The sequence below is a fragment of the Saccharibacillus alkalitolerans genome (assembly GCF_011090185.1).
GTDB lineage: Bacteria > Bacillota > Bacilli > Paenibacillales > Paenibacillaceae > Saccharibacillus > Saccharibacillus alkalitolerans.
In genome coordinates, this window is sequence record NZ_JAAFGS010000004.1 from 492,614 (window position 1) to 507,114 (window position 14,501).

The 14,501-nt window shown below is 59.1% G+C and carries 13 protein-coding genes; 6 read left to right on the forward strand and 7 right to left on the reverse strand.

What is annotated here, in order from left to right; all coding sequences use genetic code 11:
* Positions 1-307 precede the first annotated feature (307 nt).
* The 5 genes from GYN08_RS14020 to GYN08_RS14040 all read right to left on the reverse strand — a co-directional run bounded on the left by GYN08_RS14020 (position 308) and on the right by GYN08_RS14040 (position 5,674).
* A complete protein-coding gene (locus tag GYN08_RS14020) occupies positions 308-2,662 on the reverse strand; it encodes a carbohydrate-binding domain-containing protein (protein WP_166275219.1) in 2,355 nt (784 codons plus the stop codon).
* Between the two features lie 256 nt (positions 2,663-2,918).
* Positions 2,919-3,446 (reverse strand): GNAT family N-acetyltransferase, encoded by a 528-nt coding sequence (locus GYN08_RS14025; RefSeq protein ID WP_166275221.1) that lies wholly within the window; start codon positions 3,444-3,446, stop codon positions 2,919-2,921.
* A 25-nt stretch (positions 3,447-3,471) separates the two neighbouring features.
* Complete coding sequence (locus GYN08_RS14030; protein WP_166275223.1) at positions 3,472-3,924, reverse strand: MarR family winged helix-turn-helix transcriptional regulator; 453 nt, start codon at positions 3,922-3,924, stop codon at positions 3,472-3,474.
* A 234-nt stretch (positions 3,925-4,158) separates the two neighbouring features.
* Positions 4,159-4,848, reverse strand: coding sequence for a DUF4956 domain-containing protein (locus tag GYN08_RS14035; RefSeq protein WP_166275225.1), 690 nt, complete (start codon positions 4,846-4,848; stop codon positions 4,159-4,161).
* Positions 4,841-5,674 (reverse strand): polyphosphate polymerase domain-containing protein, encoded by an 834-nt coding sequence (locus GYN08_RS14040; protein ID WP_235946246.1) that lies wholly within the window; start codon positions 5,672-5,674, stop codon positions 4,841-4,843. The genes GYN08_RS14035 and GYN08_RS14040 overlap by 8 nt, the downstream gene beginning before the upstream one ends.
* Positions 5,675-5,952: 278 nt before the next feature.
* Here GYN08_RS14040 and GYN08_RS14045 point away from each other — a divergent pair, with 278 nt between their 5' ends.
* The 3 genes from GYN08_RS14045 (at position 5,953) to GYN08_RS14055 (ending at position 8,606) form a co-directional block, all read left to right on the forward strand.
* Positions 5,953-6,633, forward strand: coding sequence for a response regulator transcription factor (locus GYN08_RS14045; protein WP_166275227.1), 681 nt, complete (start codon positions 5,953-5,955; stop codon positions 6,631-6,633).
* Complete coding sequence (locus GYN08_RS14050; protein WP_235946247.1) at positions 6,633-8,033, forward strand: sensor histidine kinase; 1,401 nt, start codon at positions 6,633-6,635, stop codon at positions 8,031-8,033. The genes GYN08_RS14045 and GYN08_RS14050 overlap by 1 nt, the downstream gene beginning before the upstream one ends.
* A gap of 114 nt (positions 8,034-8,147) precedes the next feature.
* Entirely contained in the window at positions 8,148-8,606 is a 459-nt protein-coding gene (locus GYN08_RS14055) for a DUF305 domain-containing protein (protein WP_166275229.1), read from the forward strand.
* A 124-nt stretch (positions 8,607-8,730) separates the two neighbouring features.
* Here the strand turns inward: GYN08_RS14055 and GYN08_RS23740 are convergent, their stop codons facing one another.
* Both GYN08_RS23740 and GYN08_RS14065 read right to left on the reverse strand, forming a co-directional pair.
* The gene (locus GYN08_RS23740; protein WP_235946248.1) at positions 8,731-9,306 is read right to left on the reverse strand and encodes an SEC-C metal-binding domain-containing protein; all 576 of its coding nucleotides are present in this window, start codon (positions 9,304-9,306) and stop codon (positions 8,731-8,733) included.
* 68 nt (positions 9,307-9,374) lie between these two features.
* Positions 9,375-9,953 carry a C40 family peptidase gene (locus GYN08_RS14065; RefSeq protein WP_166275231.1) on the reverse strand — a complete coding sequence of 193 codons (579 nt, stop codon included), beginning with the start codon at positions 9,951-9,953 and terminating at the stop codon, positions 9,375-9,377.
* 147 nt (positions 9,954-10,100) lie between these two features.
* Between GYN08_RS14065 and GYN08_RS14070 the strand changes: the two genes are divergently transcribed.
* From GYN08_RS14070 to GYN08_RS14080, 3 genes are all read left to right on the forward strand, one after another.
* A complete protein-coding gene (locus GYN08_RS14070) occupies positions 10,101-11,018 on the forward strand; it encodes a phosphatidate cytidylyltransferase (protein WP_166275233.1) in 918 nt (305 codons plus the stop codon).
* A gap of 570 nt (positions 11,019-11,588) precedes the next feature.
* Entirely contained in the window at positions 11,589-13,190 is a 1,602-nt protein-coding gene (locus GYN08_RS14075; RefSeq protein ID WP_166275235.1) for an acyl CoA:acetate/3-ketoacid CoA transferase, read from the forward strand.
* A 27-nt stretch (positions 13,191-13,217) separates the two neighbouring features.
* The gene (locus tag GYN08_RS14080) at positions 13,218-14,474 is read left to right on the forward strand and encodes an L-lactate MFS transporter (protein WP_166275237.1); all 1,257 of its coding nucleotides are present in this window, start codon (positions 13,218-13,220) and stop codon (positions 14,472-14,474) included.
* Positions 14,475-14,501: the final 27 nt, after the last annotated feature.

Consider the following 14,501-nt stretch of genomic DNA (forward strand, 5'->3'; position numbering starts at 1 on the left):
GTTATGGGTCGTGATTGTTAATATTATACTGGAAAATTCGGCAATCCTCACACAGCGGCAAAAATGTCCGAAAAGGGAACTTGTGTTCCTATTTTTAAAAATATATCACGTATCCGTCCTTCGTTCAAATTCTCGAAGTCCCCTTTCCCCGCCCGCCTCAAGTCCCAAATTCAAGCTCGACGCTTCGATGCCCGGCGTCCTGCCGGTCCAACTGGTTCCAGCGAAGCAGAAAAGCGAAACAAAGCGCCGCTCGGGCACTTCGTTTCGCTTTCCGTCGTTTCATTCGATACGCACGCTTGGGCCTGTCTTACCGTCTGCCTCCGCCCATGCCGCCCGTATTGCCCGTCGTCACGCCCGACTCGTTCACCCAGGTCGTCACGCTGCCCGAGATCGTGAAGGTCACGACGTCGCTGCCGCCGGCCGATACGGTATATGTGCCGCCGTCTTTCAACTCGGCCGAGCTGACGATTACCGCGCGGAATTCCTTGGAAGGCGCGACCGTCGCGACCGTACGGCCTTCGGCGTCTTTCACGTCGACCTGCGTGCCGGCCGCCTGCGTATCGGCGAAGGTCATCGCGACCGACAGCTGCGAAGAAGTATCGCTCGGCGCCTGGGCCATGCCCGCGCTGCCGGCCGCGAGCAGGGTGCCGCCGCTGATTACAAAAGTTCCGTCGTAGTCGAGCGATCCGTTTCCGTCGTTCGTCGGGCCGTACACCGTCACGGTTCCGCCCGTCATCGCGATCGAACCGTTGGCGTCGAGACCGTCGCCTTCGGCGTTGACGACCAGTGTGCCGCCGTTGATCGTCAGCCGCGCGCTGCCGGCGCCCATGCCGCCGCCGAAGCCTCCTCCGCCCATGCCGCGAGCGGTATCGGTCGACGTATCGCCGTTTGCCGCGGTCGAGGCTGCGCTTGCGGTCGTCACGCTTGCGCTCGTATCGGCCGAAGCGGAAGCCGTTACGGCCTTCGCCGAGGAAACGGAGGCAGAAGCCGCGCCAACCGTCGTATCCGCGTTTTCGTCAGAAGCCGCCGTGTCCGCACTCGCCGTCGAAGCCTCCGACGCGTTGACGCCGTCGTCGCTCGCTGCGACGCGAATATCGCCGCCGTCGATCGTGATATTTTCGGCTTCCAGACCTTCGTAGCTGGTCTTCACGTCAATCGTGCCGTCCGTAATCGTCAGCGCCGTCTCGCCGTGCAGCGCGTCGTCGCCGGTCGAGATCTGCAGGTCGCCTCCCGTGACTTCGGTCGAGCCGTTGCTGTGCAGCGCATCATCCGCCGAGTCGATCGCGAAGGTTCCGCCGTTGATCGTCAGAACGGTCCCCGCCTTGATGCCTTTCATGCTGTCCGATTCGCCGGTCGAAGCGTCAGCGGCTGCCTTGCTGCTCGCTGCCGAATCGGCATCGGCCGCCGCGTTCGAATCGCTCCCTGTCGAGACCCGGTCCGGCATGGCCGGAGGCGTTCCGCCGTCCGTCGGCCGCTCGCCGTCAGGCAGCGCGGGCGGTCCGTCCGTCGTGCCGTCCGTGCTCGTCGCCGTGCCGGAAGCGGCTCCGCTGCCGTCCACGGCAGGGCCTTGGCCCGTACCCGGATCGCCGGTTCCGCCCGGACCGCGCATCCCTCCGCTCGGCCGCTGGCCGCCGAAGTTTCCTCCTCCTCCGAAGCCTCCGCCCATTGCTTCGGTATGCTCCGGTCCGTTCGCATGTCCGCCGCCGGTCGCGATATTGAAATCGCCGCCGTCCACGACGACGTTCGTTTCGCCCTGGATGCCGTCATTGCCCGCCTTGATCTCGAACGTGCCGCCCTTGATCGCCACGAAGCCTTTTTCCGCATCCTTATCGTTGGTCGATTTGATGCCGTCGCCGGCCGCGTCGATCGTGACCGTGCCGTCTTCGACGTATACCCGGTCTTTGCCGACGATGCCGTCGTCCGCCGCCTTGATGTCGATCGTGCCGCTTACGATATTCAGGGCATCCTTGCTCGCGATGCCGTCCTTATAGTTCGCCGTCACGGTGAGGCTGCCGGTGCCGTTGACCGTGAGATCCGCTTTGCTGAAAATCGCCGCGCTCGGCTCTTCGTCTTCGTTCAGCGTATAGGTCACGCCGTCGGTTACCGAGTTGACGGTGCCTTCCGCGAGCGTCAGGATGACTTTTTCGGCGGCTTTCACATAGATCGGAGCGCCGTCGCCGTCCGTCAGATCCGCGCCGTTCAGAACGATATGAACGGATTCCGCGTCGGCCGTATCGACGACGATCTGTCCGTCGGAGAGCGACCCGCTGAGTACGTAAGTGCCGGCCGCCGTAATGGTCACCGATCCGTTCGCCGCTTCGGCGCCGGCTCCGTCCACGGAAGCGCTCGCCCCGGCCAGTTTGATGGTCACGGCGTCGGATTCGTCCCAATCCGCCGCGTAATTCTCGTCGCCGAGCGAGACCAGGTCTGCCGCCTTCAATCCGCTCAGGCTTGCCGAGGCGGTCGCTGCGGCTGCGGAAGAAGAACTCGCCTGAGCCGCAGTCGCGGCCTTTGCTGCAGCGTTTGCCGCCGCAGTTTCGGCCGTGTCCGCCGCCGAGCCGCATGCGGACAGCGTCAGCATCGCGCCCAAGAAAATGACGAGGTTCGTCTGTTTTTTCGCCCGGAACTTTTTCGTTTTCTCGATCTTCGTTGTTTTTCTCATCTATCATCGTTCCCTTCTTAGTCGAATATGAGATGCTGCCGAGGTTGACTGTCGTATGGGTTGTCGTTTGCCTTGCCCTTATCTTAGGTGAGGAAGCTTTAGCGAATCTTAAAGTCGGATCGAGAATCGAAATTTCTCCACGCCAAAAGCCCGCTCCCGAAAAGGGGCGGGCTTTTCCCGTCGCCGCTGCGGTCAAGCTCGGCGCGGATCGGCGGATTTCCTTCAAGTCGCCGCAGGGGCGTTCGAAGTCTCCGGTTTACAGGCTCTTATCCAGCATTTTCGTCATAATCCAGTCGGTCTGTTCTTCGTCCCCCATCAAGAAAGAATGCGCGCCGATCCGTTCGAAGCCCATTTTTTCGTAAAAAGCGACGGCGCCGCCGTTCTTCTCCCATACGCCCAGCCAGACTTTCGTTTTGCCCTGCTCTTCGGCGAGCCGGAACGCTTGGTCGATCAGCGCCTTCCCCAGGCCTTTTTTCTGAAAAGCCGACCGGACGTAAATACGCTCGACCTCGAGCGCGTCGTCGCCCATCGGCTCGGACTGCGCGACGCCGACGTTCACTTTCAAGAATCCGGCCAGCTCCCCTTCGACCGACAGGAAAAAGAACGCCGAACCTTCCGTCGACAGCTCTTTTTCCAACTGCTGCTCGTGAAACGCTTTTTCCAAATACGCCCGCATGTTTTCCGGCTTGTTCTGCGCCCCGAACGTCTCGCTGAAGGTCTCGATGCCGATTTGGCGCAGCGCCGGCAGATCCGATACGCCGCATTTTCGAAGTTCCGTGGTCATGTGTGCCTCCGCCTTTCGCTTCTGTTCAATATTCCCTTTTGCCGCCTTTTTTCACGAAGTCCCAGTCCGCTTCCACATTGGCGCGAATCTTCCGCAGCAGCCGGGCCGCCGTTTCCGCTTCGTCCGCCGACAGCCCCGCCAGCGCGACGCCGTCCGAATGGACGTTTTCCCGCTTGATGACCGGATAGACGTCCTCTCCCTTTTTCGTCGGAAACAATTTCTTGATTTTGCGGTTGCGCTCGTCGCCTCGCTTCTCCACGAACCCGTTCGTCTCCAGCTTCTGGATCGCCCGCGCCGCGGTGGTGCGATCCACTTTGATCATCTCGGCCAGCTTCTCCTGAATGATGCCGGGATGTTCGCAGACGCGGACCAGGTACAGATACTGTCCCTTGGTCAGGTCGTATTCCTTGAATTCGATGTTGCTGATGGAATCCAGAGACCGGGCGATCATGCCGATCTCGCGCAAAATGTCCGTCATTCCCCTCACCTCCGGCAATCGGCGGCTCCGGATCGAGCTTCGCCATATATTCCGCAATATATCGAATTTTTGTTGCATTTGCAATAAAAATAAATCCATGAAAAAGACGCCCGCCTCTCCCTTGGAATTTCAGGAAAGACGGACGCCTTTACATTCATTTCTATAAACCGTCCCGGTTGTTCCGAAACCGCGTTCGAGAGCAAAGTTTCGGCCGAGCAGCCGACCGCCCGATGCTCAGTATTCCGCCGTTACCGGAGGAGCCATCGTCAGCGACAGGTCGAGATTGCCGTTGCGGGTACGGATCGAATCGAGAAACGCTTTCTGATTGACCTGCCGGTCCATGGTGACGGAGTAGACGAGTTCGTACAGACTGCCGAGTTCGGTGGTGCGGATCTTCTTCAGCTCGTGCTGCACGCCGAATTTGCGGAACACTTCTTCAAAAGCTTCTTCGTAACCGAGGTTTTCCGGAATGGTGACTTTGAGCGTCTTCTGCTGGGATTTCTTCACGCCGAACTTGAAGACGCTGAGCGCGAACATGACGGCGCAGAGAATGACGGTGAAGAGTACCGCGTAGCCGAGCGATCCGACGCCGCAGGCCAGACCGGCCGCCATCGTGAACAGGACGTACGTGATGTCTTTCGGATCGCCCGCCGCGCTGCGGAAACGGATGATCGAGAACGCGCCGGCCAGGCTGAAGGCGCGGGCCACGTTGCTGCCGATCATCAAGATGATGACGGCGACGACGATCGGGAGGATAACCAGCGTTAATGTAAAGCCCTGCGTATAGGTGGTCTTGTTCGTTTTCATATAAGTCAGGCTGATAATAGCACCCAGCAGAATCGCCAGGCAGATCGTGACCAGAGCATTCGTCAGAGTCAAGTCTGTCGTACTTGTGGTCGTACTGTTGAGGATGGAATCAAGCATATTGCACAATCTCCTTTTCGTTGGCTTGTTCGAAGTTCGGCAGATCGCGGAGCGCGCCGACTTGAGGATTCGGGTTAAGAGTCAGGTTTGGATTCGTTTGCAGCTCGGTCAGCGCTCGGCGGCTCTTGACCAGCTTCTTGTATTCGTTGCCGTATTTCGAGAAGCTCGTGCGGTACAGGCCGTGCTCCGACAGCATCTTGGACAGCCAGGCCGGCACCGTCTTCTCCGCTTTCACTTCCATCAGCCATTGCCTCGGTTCCATCAGCTGCTCGCCGTAATCGCCGCATTCCAAATTCACGTCATAGCGGCGGCAGCGGATATTCGTGTCGAACGTGATGCGCAGGTCGCGGCTCGTCTTGTCGAACAGCGCTTTGCGGTCGTAGGACAGATACACTTTCGGCTCCAGGTCGTACAGACGGAGGAAATATTCGATCTCGCTCAGCACCTGAGCGTTCATGTAGGGCTGAAGCTTCGGCGGCCGTCCGGTGCGGACGAATTCGTAAGCTTCGCTCAGCTTGAGCGCCGTGCGGCGTTTGTTGACCAGGCCGAACACTTTCTTTTTGATCTCCAGGTACACTTTCGCGTCTTCGTTCGGCACGCCGTAGGCGCGGAGGCGAAGTTTTTCTTTGTATTTGGGTTTCGCGAGGCTCTGCCGGATCAGGGAATCGTGCGGAGTGTCGAAATACAGGTTGCTGATGCAGTAGAACTCGTTTTTGTTGTATTCGTCTTTCTCCATATATTCCAGCAGCGCGCCGTAGATTCGCTCGTAGGCCGCATGATCCATCAGGTATTTGCTCTCGTACCGGTTGAAGACTTCGATCGCCATGATTCATCGTTCCTTTCGCTGTGTGATTATCGGTGTTCAGTTGCCATGTCCGTATCTTAGGCCGGCAACCTTTAGCGAATCTTAAAGATTGCGAAGTTTGTAAAATGAGATCAGCCACCCATAGAAAAAGAGAACCGACAGGCCGGTTCTCTTTGCGACACGATTCTTTTCAGAACCCGAATACCTTAAGGTTCATTAAAGGGTCGCCCGATATAATGAAGACAGTCGATAAACGAAAGCGTACATGCAGGCGAAACTCAAACAAAGGGTGACGAGATATGAGAATTTTGATCGTGGAAGACGAAGAACATCTGGCGGAAGCCTTGTCCCAAATTTTGAAAAAGAACAACTATTCCGTCGATGTCGTGCATGACGGCGAGGACGGGCTGGATTACGCGCTCAGCGGCATTTACGATCTGCTGCTGCTCGACATCATGCTGCCGGGGCGGGACGGAATCAGCATCCTCAAAAAGGTGCGGGCCGAAGGCATGGCCGTTCCGGTCATTCTGCTGACGGCGAAAGGCGAGATCCCCGACAAAATCGCGGGGCTGGATCACGGGGCGGACGATTACGTGGCGAAGCCTTTTTCCTCGGACGAATTGATGGCGAGAATCCGGGCGGCGATGCGGCGCAAAGGCGAAGTGATGCCCGAAGACGCGCTGAAATTCGGCGACCTGGAGCTGAACGCTTCGAATCCGAAGCTGACGGTGCGGGGCAAGGAAATCAAGCTGAATCCGAAGGAGAGCGAACTGCTGGAGCTGCTGATCCTTCGCAAGCAGGCGGTGACGTCGAAGGAGCAAATCATCGAAAAGCTGTGGGGATTCGACTCGGAAGCGGAACATAACAACGTGGAAGTGTACGTTTCCTTTTTGCGCAAAAAGCTGAACTTCCTCGCCTCGGACACGCGCATCGCGACGATCCGCGGTGTCGGCTACGTGCTGGAGGAGGGCAAAGGATAATGGAGCGAGACCTCGGCACCGGCCGTAAACACGATCTATCCAATCCGCTGTTCAAAAAGCTGCGCGACCGCTTCCTGATCGTCAATCTGGTCACGATCGTCATGATCATGCTGGTCGCCTTCGCGACCATCTACACGATCACGTACCGGCAGGTACAGGGCGAGATCGGCATGGATCTGGAGCGGACGACCGATAGGTATCGCACCGGCGCGAACGGCTTCAATCCTCGGGGCGGAAACGGCTTGAACGATTCGGCGGCGGCCGGTTCGTTAACAGGAGGCAGCCTGCCGTCTTCCGGGAACTCCGGAGGAGACGGATTCGGCGGCGATAAGGACGGGCCGCCGACCGGCGGCGGATTCGGCGGCGGCACGCCGCCCGAACGTTCCATCTCGTTCATGCTGCGGACCGACTCGGCCGGCGCTCTGACGGAATCGGAGTCGCGGTTTGCGATGACCGACGATTTCTATGCCGAGGCGCTGGAGCAGGCGGCGCGGATCGACCGCGACCGGGGCGGCTTCACGCTGGGCGACAGCCGCTGGACGTTCAACCGGATGCGGACGGGAGACGGTACGATGTACGTCTTCATCGACACGACGGCGCGCCAGCAGATTTTGACGACGCTGATCTATACCTTCGCCGCCGTAGGACTCGGCATGCTGGTCGTGCTGTTCTTCTTCAGCCGGTTCTTCGCCAATCGGTCGATCCGGCCGGTACGCGAAGCGTTCGAGAAGCAGAAGCAGTTTATCGCGGACGCTTCTCACGAGCTGAAGACGCCGCTGGCGGTCATCAACACGAACGCCGACGCGCTGCTCGCGAACGGCGGCGAGACGGTCCGCAGCCAGGAGAAATGGCTGCGCTACATCAAGTCGGAGACCGAGCGCATGGCGAAGCTGACCGGCGACCTGCTGTATCTGACCGAGATGGACGACTCGCGCTCGCACTTGATCCAGTCCCGATTCGATCTCAGCGACGCGGTCGAAAATGTCATGCTGACGATGGAAGCCGTCATCTTCGAGAAAGATTTGTCGCTGAATTACGACATCGAACCGGATTTAAGCATCGTCGGCAGCCGCGAGCAGATCGTCCAAGTGACGATGATCCTGCTCGACAACGCGATCAAATACGCCGATCCGCGCGGGACGATCGACGTTACGCTGAAGCGCGAGCACGGCGAGATCGTAATCGCCGTGACCAACACCGGCGAAGGCATTCCCGCCGAGCACCTGCCCCGCGTGTTCGACCGCTTCTACCGCACCGACCAGTCGCGGACCCGCTCGCAGGGCGGGCACGGCCTGGGGCTGGCGATCGCCAAGTCGATCGTCGAGCGGCATAAGGGACGGATCTCGGTCAAGAGCACGCCCGGCGAGAAAACGACGTTCGGCGTGCATTTTCCGGCTTGATTCCAGGCTACTCGCCTTAAGCTTCATAAAAATTTCGGTTCAACCGTGCATCACACGCTCTTCTTTGGGTAAAACGAATGTTATGCAAAAGTTTAACGCAAAGGAGCCGTGACTATGCACAAACAAAGTTATGCCAAGTTCGGACTCATGATTCTCGTCTCTACGCTGGTTATGTTTGCGCTGATGTATTTTAACATCTTCCAGTTGAACCATATCTTCTTCAGCGAAACGCGCGCTTACATGGCCGTTATGATGGGTGCCGCCATGGCATTCATCATGATGGGGTTCATGTGGAAGATGTATGCCAACCGCAAAGTCAATGCTCTCATCTTGGTTTGCAGCGCCGCCGTATTCGGCGTGTCGCTATGGCTCGTACGCAGCCAGGCTACGGTCGACGACGTCGCCTGGATGAAGGCGATGATCCCGCACCATTCTATCGCCGTGCTGACCAGCGAGCGCGCTCACCTCTCCGATCCGCGCGTTCAGGACTTGGCCAACCGCATCATCGAGGCCCAACTTCGCGAGATCGACGAAATGAAAGGGCTGATTCGGTCGATCGAGAGCGGCAGTTAAGCGTGATTTCATGCGCATCTTCGCCTCGCTTTGTTCCGAACGGCCAAAAAAGAGGACTTCCCGCCTACGTGGGAAGTCCTCTTTTGGCATACGCCCGTATAGACGGAGACAAGGTTCCGGTCCGTCACTGCTGCCCGCGCGTTTCCACGTCCAGCTCGAACCCCTCCGGCTCTCCCGCTCCTTCGAGCGGCGTAAGCGTCCAGTCCGTCAGTCCGCCGGCTTCGTCCGTAACCAATACGGCTCCGGCAATCTTCGCCTCTTCGCCCAGTCCCTGCTTCAGCGCTTCCGCAGAGAACGCCAGCAGCGGACGCAGCACGTCCTGCTCCTCGAATCCGCCCAAAACCAGTCCGCTCCAGACGCGGTTCGCCAGCGCCTCGAGCAGGCGTCGTTCCGTCGGACGGAAGCCTTCGCCGTACGGTGTGACCGCGTGCAGCCGCCCGCTCTCCAGATCTTCCAGCAGGTCGCCCGCGAGAGCCATCAGCCCGGCGTCCAGCGCCTCGGAGCGCCCCTCTTCCTGCAGCCGGCCGTTCAGTTCGGCGATTCGGCCCGTATAGTGGCTCCGCGGCGAGAAGGCCGGATCGGCTTTCCGGAGCTCGGCGAATTTCGCGGAGTCGACGAATTTCGGATCTTTGTCGATGCAGCATTTCTTGTACTTTTTGCCCGAACCGCAGAAGCACGGGTCGTTTCTTCCGATTTTCAACGCACTCTCTCCTTTTTTCAAGTCTTGCCCTCTGTGCCCTGCGCCGCATGCCCGCTTCGCCTTCGCGCTTATTCCGGCTTGACGCCCGCCGCGGCTTCTTCCGCGGCAGCCGAATGTTCATAAGCGCTCAGCAGCCCTTCGTAGACCAGCTTCATCCGCTCGCTCCGCCGGAAATCGTCCGGCGTCACCAGCGCGGGCAGCTTATCCCAGATTTTGATTCCGGACCGCCGCAAAATTTCCGCCACGAACTGCGAGCAGAAGTACGAGTTGCTGAACTCTACCGGTTCTTTGAGGGCCACGCCGACAATGCCGAGCAGATTGTACAGGTACTTTTCCCGGCTGCGGATAAAGACGTTGAGCACCCGTCTCATCTTCTCCACTTCGCGCTCGCTCACCTGCAGCTCATAGATGACGCAGGTCGTATTCGGATAGCGGCTGAACGTGCCCGTGCGAATATCTTCGCGCACGAAGCCTCCGTCGAGCGGGTTGTACGGATTTTTCCGGCCGAAGCTGTACAGCTCCGTCAACCCGCGGTCGAACGCGATCGACGCATGGTTGTAGGGCGCCCGCGTGTAGACCTGGATCATTCTCGTAAACAGCGTGCCCGTGTTCGTCAGCAGAATGTATACAGACCGTCGATCGGTCATCGCGGATCTCCCTCCTGCGCGGCGCAAGCGGCCCGAATCCGCTTTTTCCCGGCGTCAGATTCGTATTGCGCCTTTTTGAATGATTCCTTTATGATAACATAGGTAAGCTTCCACGGACTGCTATTTCAACCCTAAGTTGGTGATAATTTGTTCAGCTCCTATGTCGTTCTGCTGCTCGCGCTGGCCGTGCTGATCGTCGCGAATCTGGTGTACGCGTTCGTCAGCCGGCGCCACCGGGACAAAGATTACTCGACCATCGGTACCCGCATGAAAGCCTGGTGGGGCATGTTCTTCATTTTCTGCCTCGCGACGCTCTTTACGCCCGCCGTCTCGCTGGTTTCGCTGATGATTCTCTGCTTTTTCGCCCTGCAGGAATATTTCTCGATGATCCGCGGCACCCGCAAAGCCGATCGCAGGCTGTTCTTGTGGGCGTATCTCGCCATTCCCGTGCAGTTCTACTGGATCTACGTCGGCTGGTACGGCATGTTCATCGTGTTCATCCCGCTGTACGTATTCCTGGTGCTGCCGATTCCGCGCCTGCTGGGCAAAGGCACGTTCGGCTTCCTGCGCAGCGTCAGCTCGACCCAGTGGGGGCTGATGCTCATGGTGTTCGGTCTCAGCCACTTGGCCTATTTCCAGTTCGCGACGCCGGAATACGGCGGCGGACTGGTGCTGTTCCTCGTCGTCCTGACCCAGCTGCACGATGTGGTCCATACGGTCATCTCGCTCTATCTCGGCAAAAAGAAAGTGGTCCCCACAGCCAATCCCAACCTGACCTGGGAAGGCTTCGTCGGCGCCCTGATCGTCACGACCGGCGCGGCGCTGGCGTTGGCTCCCTATCTCACTCCGTTCGGCATGCCCGCGGCTTTCTGGTTCGGCGTTCTGCTGTCGTTCGCGGCGTTTTTCGGCAGCTTGACCGTCTCCGTGCTGAAGCGCGATCTGCTGAACGGGGACGAAGACAAAGGCGGCGCGCCGAAAAAAAGATACTTAAGCCAGATCGACAGCCTAACTTACACCGCGCCGGTATTTTTCCACGTTGTACGGTACTTTTTCGATTTCATGTAAAAAAACGGGCCGCATCCTTCGCTTTCCGGCGAGCGGATGCGGCTGTTGGCGCTCCCGCGTCTGTTGCAAAAATGCCTATCTCGCAGATGTCACGATTCCGCCATTTTTATGGAGTCCCGCGTCGTTTCTCCCGGCCGCTGAATCGTGCGACGGTTCGCAGCCGTCTCTTTGTTCTTGCTCAGTCCTCGCCCTTTTTGGACGGTCGCACACTCCCTGATCGTTCTTCTCTCGAAAAATGTCGCTTTTTTGCGACGACCCGCTTCCTTTTTCTTTGTCCCTTTACGCCCGATCCGAGCAACCTTCCAAGCCTCCCAACCCCGATTTCTGAACGGATGAGATTGAGTTCGAATGAAAATCACCGTACTTTTCACCTGTCTCCGCTAATCTCCGTCGCTTTTTTGCTACACTTTCCGGAGCGCTCCCGGGACATCCCTAATGCCGTTGACGATCTTTTTCTCCGGCGTTATTCTGCAAGTGAAAGGTTTCACATTATCTCTCGCGGCATAAAGTGAATACATTCACATTATCGGAAACAATGGCTTATCCATTCTTATAGAGGAGTGAGTACACATGTCTAAAGTGATTACGGCCGCGGAAGCGGCAGCGCTGATCAAGGACGGAGATACGGTGGCGGCGAGCGGCTTCGGCCTCTCCTGCTGGGCGGAAGAAATGGGGATCGCGATCGAACAGCGCTTCCTGGACAGCGGGGCGCCGCGCAATCTGACGGTGATCCACGCCAGCGCCGTCGGCAACCGCCGCGAGAAAGGCATGAGCCGTCTCGGGCACGAAGGATTGATCAAACGCTGGATCGGAGGCATCGCCATCGCTTCGCCGGGCATGGCCAAGCTGATCGAGGAAGACAAATGCGAAGCGTACAATCTGCCGCAGGGCGTCATCACGCAGCTGTTCCGCGAGATCGCGGCCAAGCGTCCGGGCGTCATTACCAAGGTCGGCCTCGAGACGTTCGTCGATCCGCGGCTCGAAGGCGGCCGGATGTCGCCGTCGTCGAAAGAAGACCTGGTGAAGGTGATCGAGCTGGAAGGCGAGGAATGGCTCTTCTATAAGACGTTCCCGATTCAAGTCGCGCTGATCCGCGGCACGGTCGCCGACGAGAACGGCAACCTGACGCTGGAGAAGGAAGGGCTTCATATGGAAGTGCTCCCGATCGCCCAAGCTGTGCGCAACTCCGGCGGCATCGTCATCGCGCAGGTCGAGACGGTCGCCAAGAACGGCACGCTGAGCCCGAAAGACGTCAAAGTGCCGGGCATCCTGATCGACCACTTGGTCATCGCCAAGCCGGAGAACCATTTCCAAACGGAGAACACCCAGTACAACCCGGCCTTCTCCGGCCATGTGAAGGTACCGCTCGAAGATATCGAGACCCTTCCGCTTGACGAGCGCAAAGTGATCTCCCGGCGCTCCGCCGCCGAACTTCAGCCGAACACGATTCTGAACCTCGGCGTCGGCATCCCGGTCAACGTCTCCACGGTAGCCGCCGAAGAAGGCGTAAGCGATCAGCTGATTCTGACCACGGAAGCCGGATCGGTCGGCGGCGTCCCGGCCGGACTGAAAGATTTCGGCCACGCCTACAATTCCGAAGCGATCGTCGATCACGATTCGCAGTTCGACTTCTACGACGGCGGCGGCATCGACCTGTCGGTGCTCGGCCTGGCGCAGACGGACCGGTTCGGCAACGTCAACGTCAGCAAATTCGGCACCCGGGTCGCCGGCTGCGGTGGCTTCATCAACATCTCGCAGGCCGCCAAGAAGCTGGTGTTCGCCGGAACGTTCACGGCCGGAGGATTGGAAGTCCGGGTCGAAGACGGCAGGCTTCAGATCGTGCAGGAAGGCAAAGCCAAGAAATTCCTGAAGGACGTGCAGCAGGTAACGTTCAGCGGCTCCTACGCCGCCAAAGTCGGCCAGCCCGTCATCTACGTCACGGAACGCGCCGTATTCGAACTTCGCGAAGGCGTCATGACGCTGACCGAGATCGCGCCGGGCATCGACCTTCAGCGCGACATCCTGGGTCAGATGGAATTCGAACCCGCGATCGCGGCGGATCTCAAACCGATGGACCCGGATATGTTCCGCGAGTCGTGGGGCCGTCTGAAATCGATCATCGAAGAGCGCAAATCGCGGCAAGCGCCGCAAGAGCCGGTTACCGTCGGCTAATTCCCCATAACGAGGAGATACCAAGCCATGAATCCAACCGTTCAACAACCGCAGCTTAACCGCTGGACCATCCTGATCGCTTCCGTTCTGATCAATATCTGCGTCGGCTCGATCTACGCGTTCAGCGTGTTCGCCATGCCGCTCAGCAAAGTATTCGACGCCACCATGCCGCAAATCATGATGGCCTTCACCATCAACGCGGCCATCTCGCCGATTCCGATGATACTCGGCGGCAAGCTCGTCGACAAAGGCGGCGCCCGTACCGCCATCTTCCTCGGCGGCGCCATGTTCGGCGTAGGCTTTATCCTGTCGGGTCTCGCCAGCGCGCCGTGGATGCTGTACCTGACTTACGGCGTCGTTACCGGTATCGGCCAAGGCATCGTGTACTCGGCCACCATCGGCAACACCGTCAAGCTCTTCCCGGACAAAAGGGGCCTGGCAGCCGGTCTCGTTACGGCCGGCTACGGCGGCGGCACGATCGTGATCGCCCCGATCGCCAACTCCCTGATCACCGGCTCCGGCGTGCAATCGGCCATGATGATGCTCGGCGCCGCGTTCCTGGTCATTATCCTCGGCTGCGGCACGCTGGTCAAAGCCGCTCCGGTCGGCTACGTTCCGCAGGGCTGGACACCGCCGGTTACGGCCGGACGTCCGGGCGGAATCAATTACAACTGGACCGAAATCATCCGCAAACCGATCTTCTACGTCATCGCCTGCCTGTTCCTGATCGGCGCGCTGTCCGGCATGATGGTAACGTCCAACGCCTCGATCATCGGCCAAACGATGTTCGGCCTGACCGCCGCTACGGCTGCCCTGTTCGTCAGCCTGTATTCGCTCAGCAACTGCCTCGGCCGCATCGTCTGGGGCGCGGTATCCGACCGTATCGGACGCACCAAATGCCTGATGGCGATCTATATCGTCATCGCGGCCATGATGCTGACCATCGCTCTGTCGTCTTCGGTGGTGGGATTCGCGGTCGCCATCATCGGCATCGGTCTCTGCTTCGGCGGCACGATGGGCATCTTCCCTTCGATCGTCGGCGAGAAGTTCGGCATGAAATATTACGGCGTCAACTACGGCGTGACCTTTATCGGCTACTCGGGCGCCGCGTTCTTCGGTCCCCGCATCGCCGGTTCGGTCGCCGCCGCGAACAACGGCGCTTTCACCAACGCGTTCTATATCGCGCTCGTCATCGCCCTGATCGGCTTCGCGCTCACTTTCGTCTATCAGGCGATGGAGAAAAAACAGGCGGCGGCGCCGATCGAGCCGACCCGCGCGGCATGATTTCGGATCGCTTCACCGCGGCCGCTT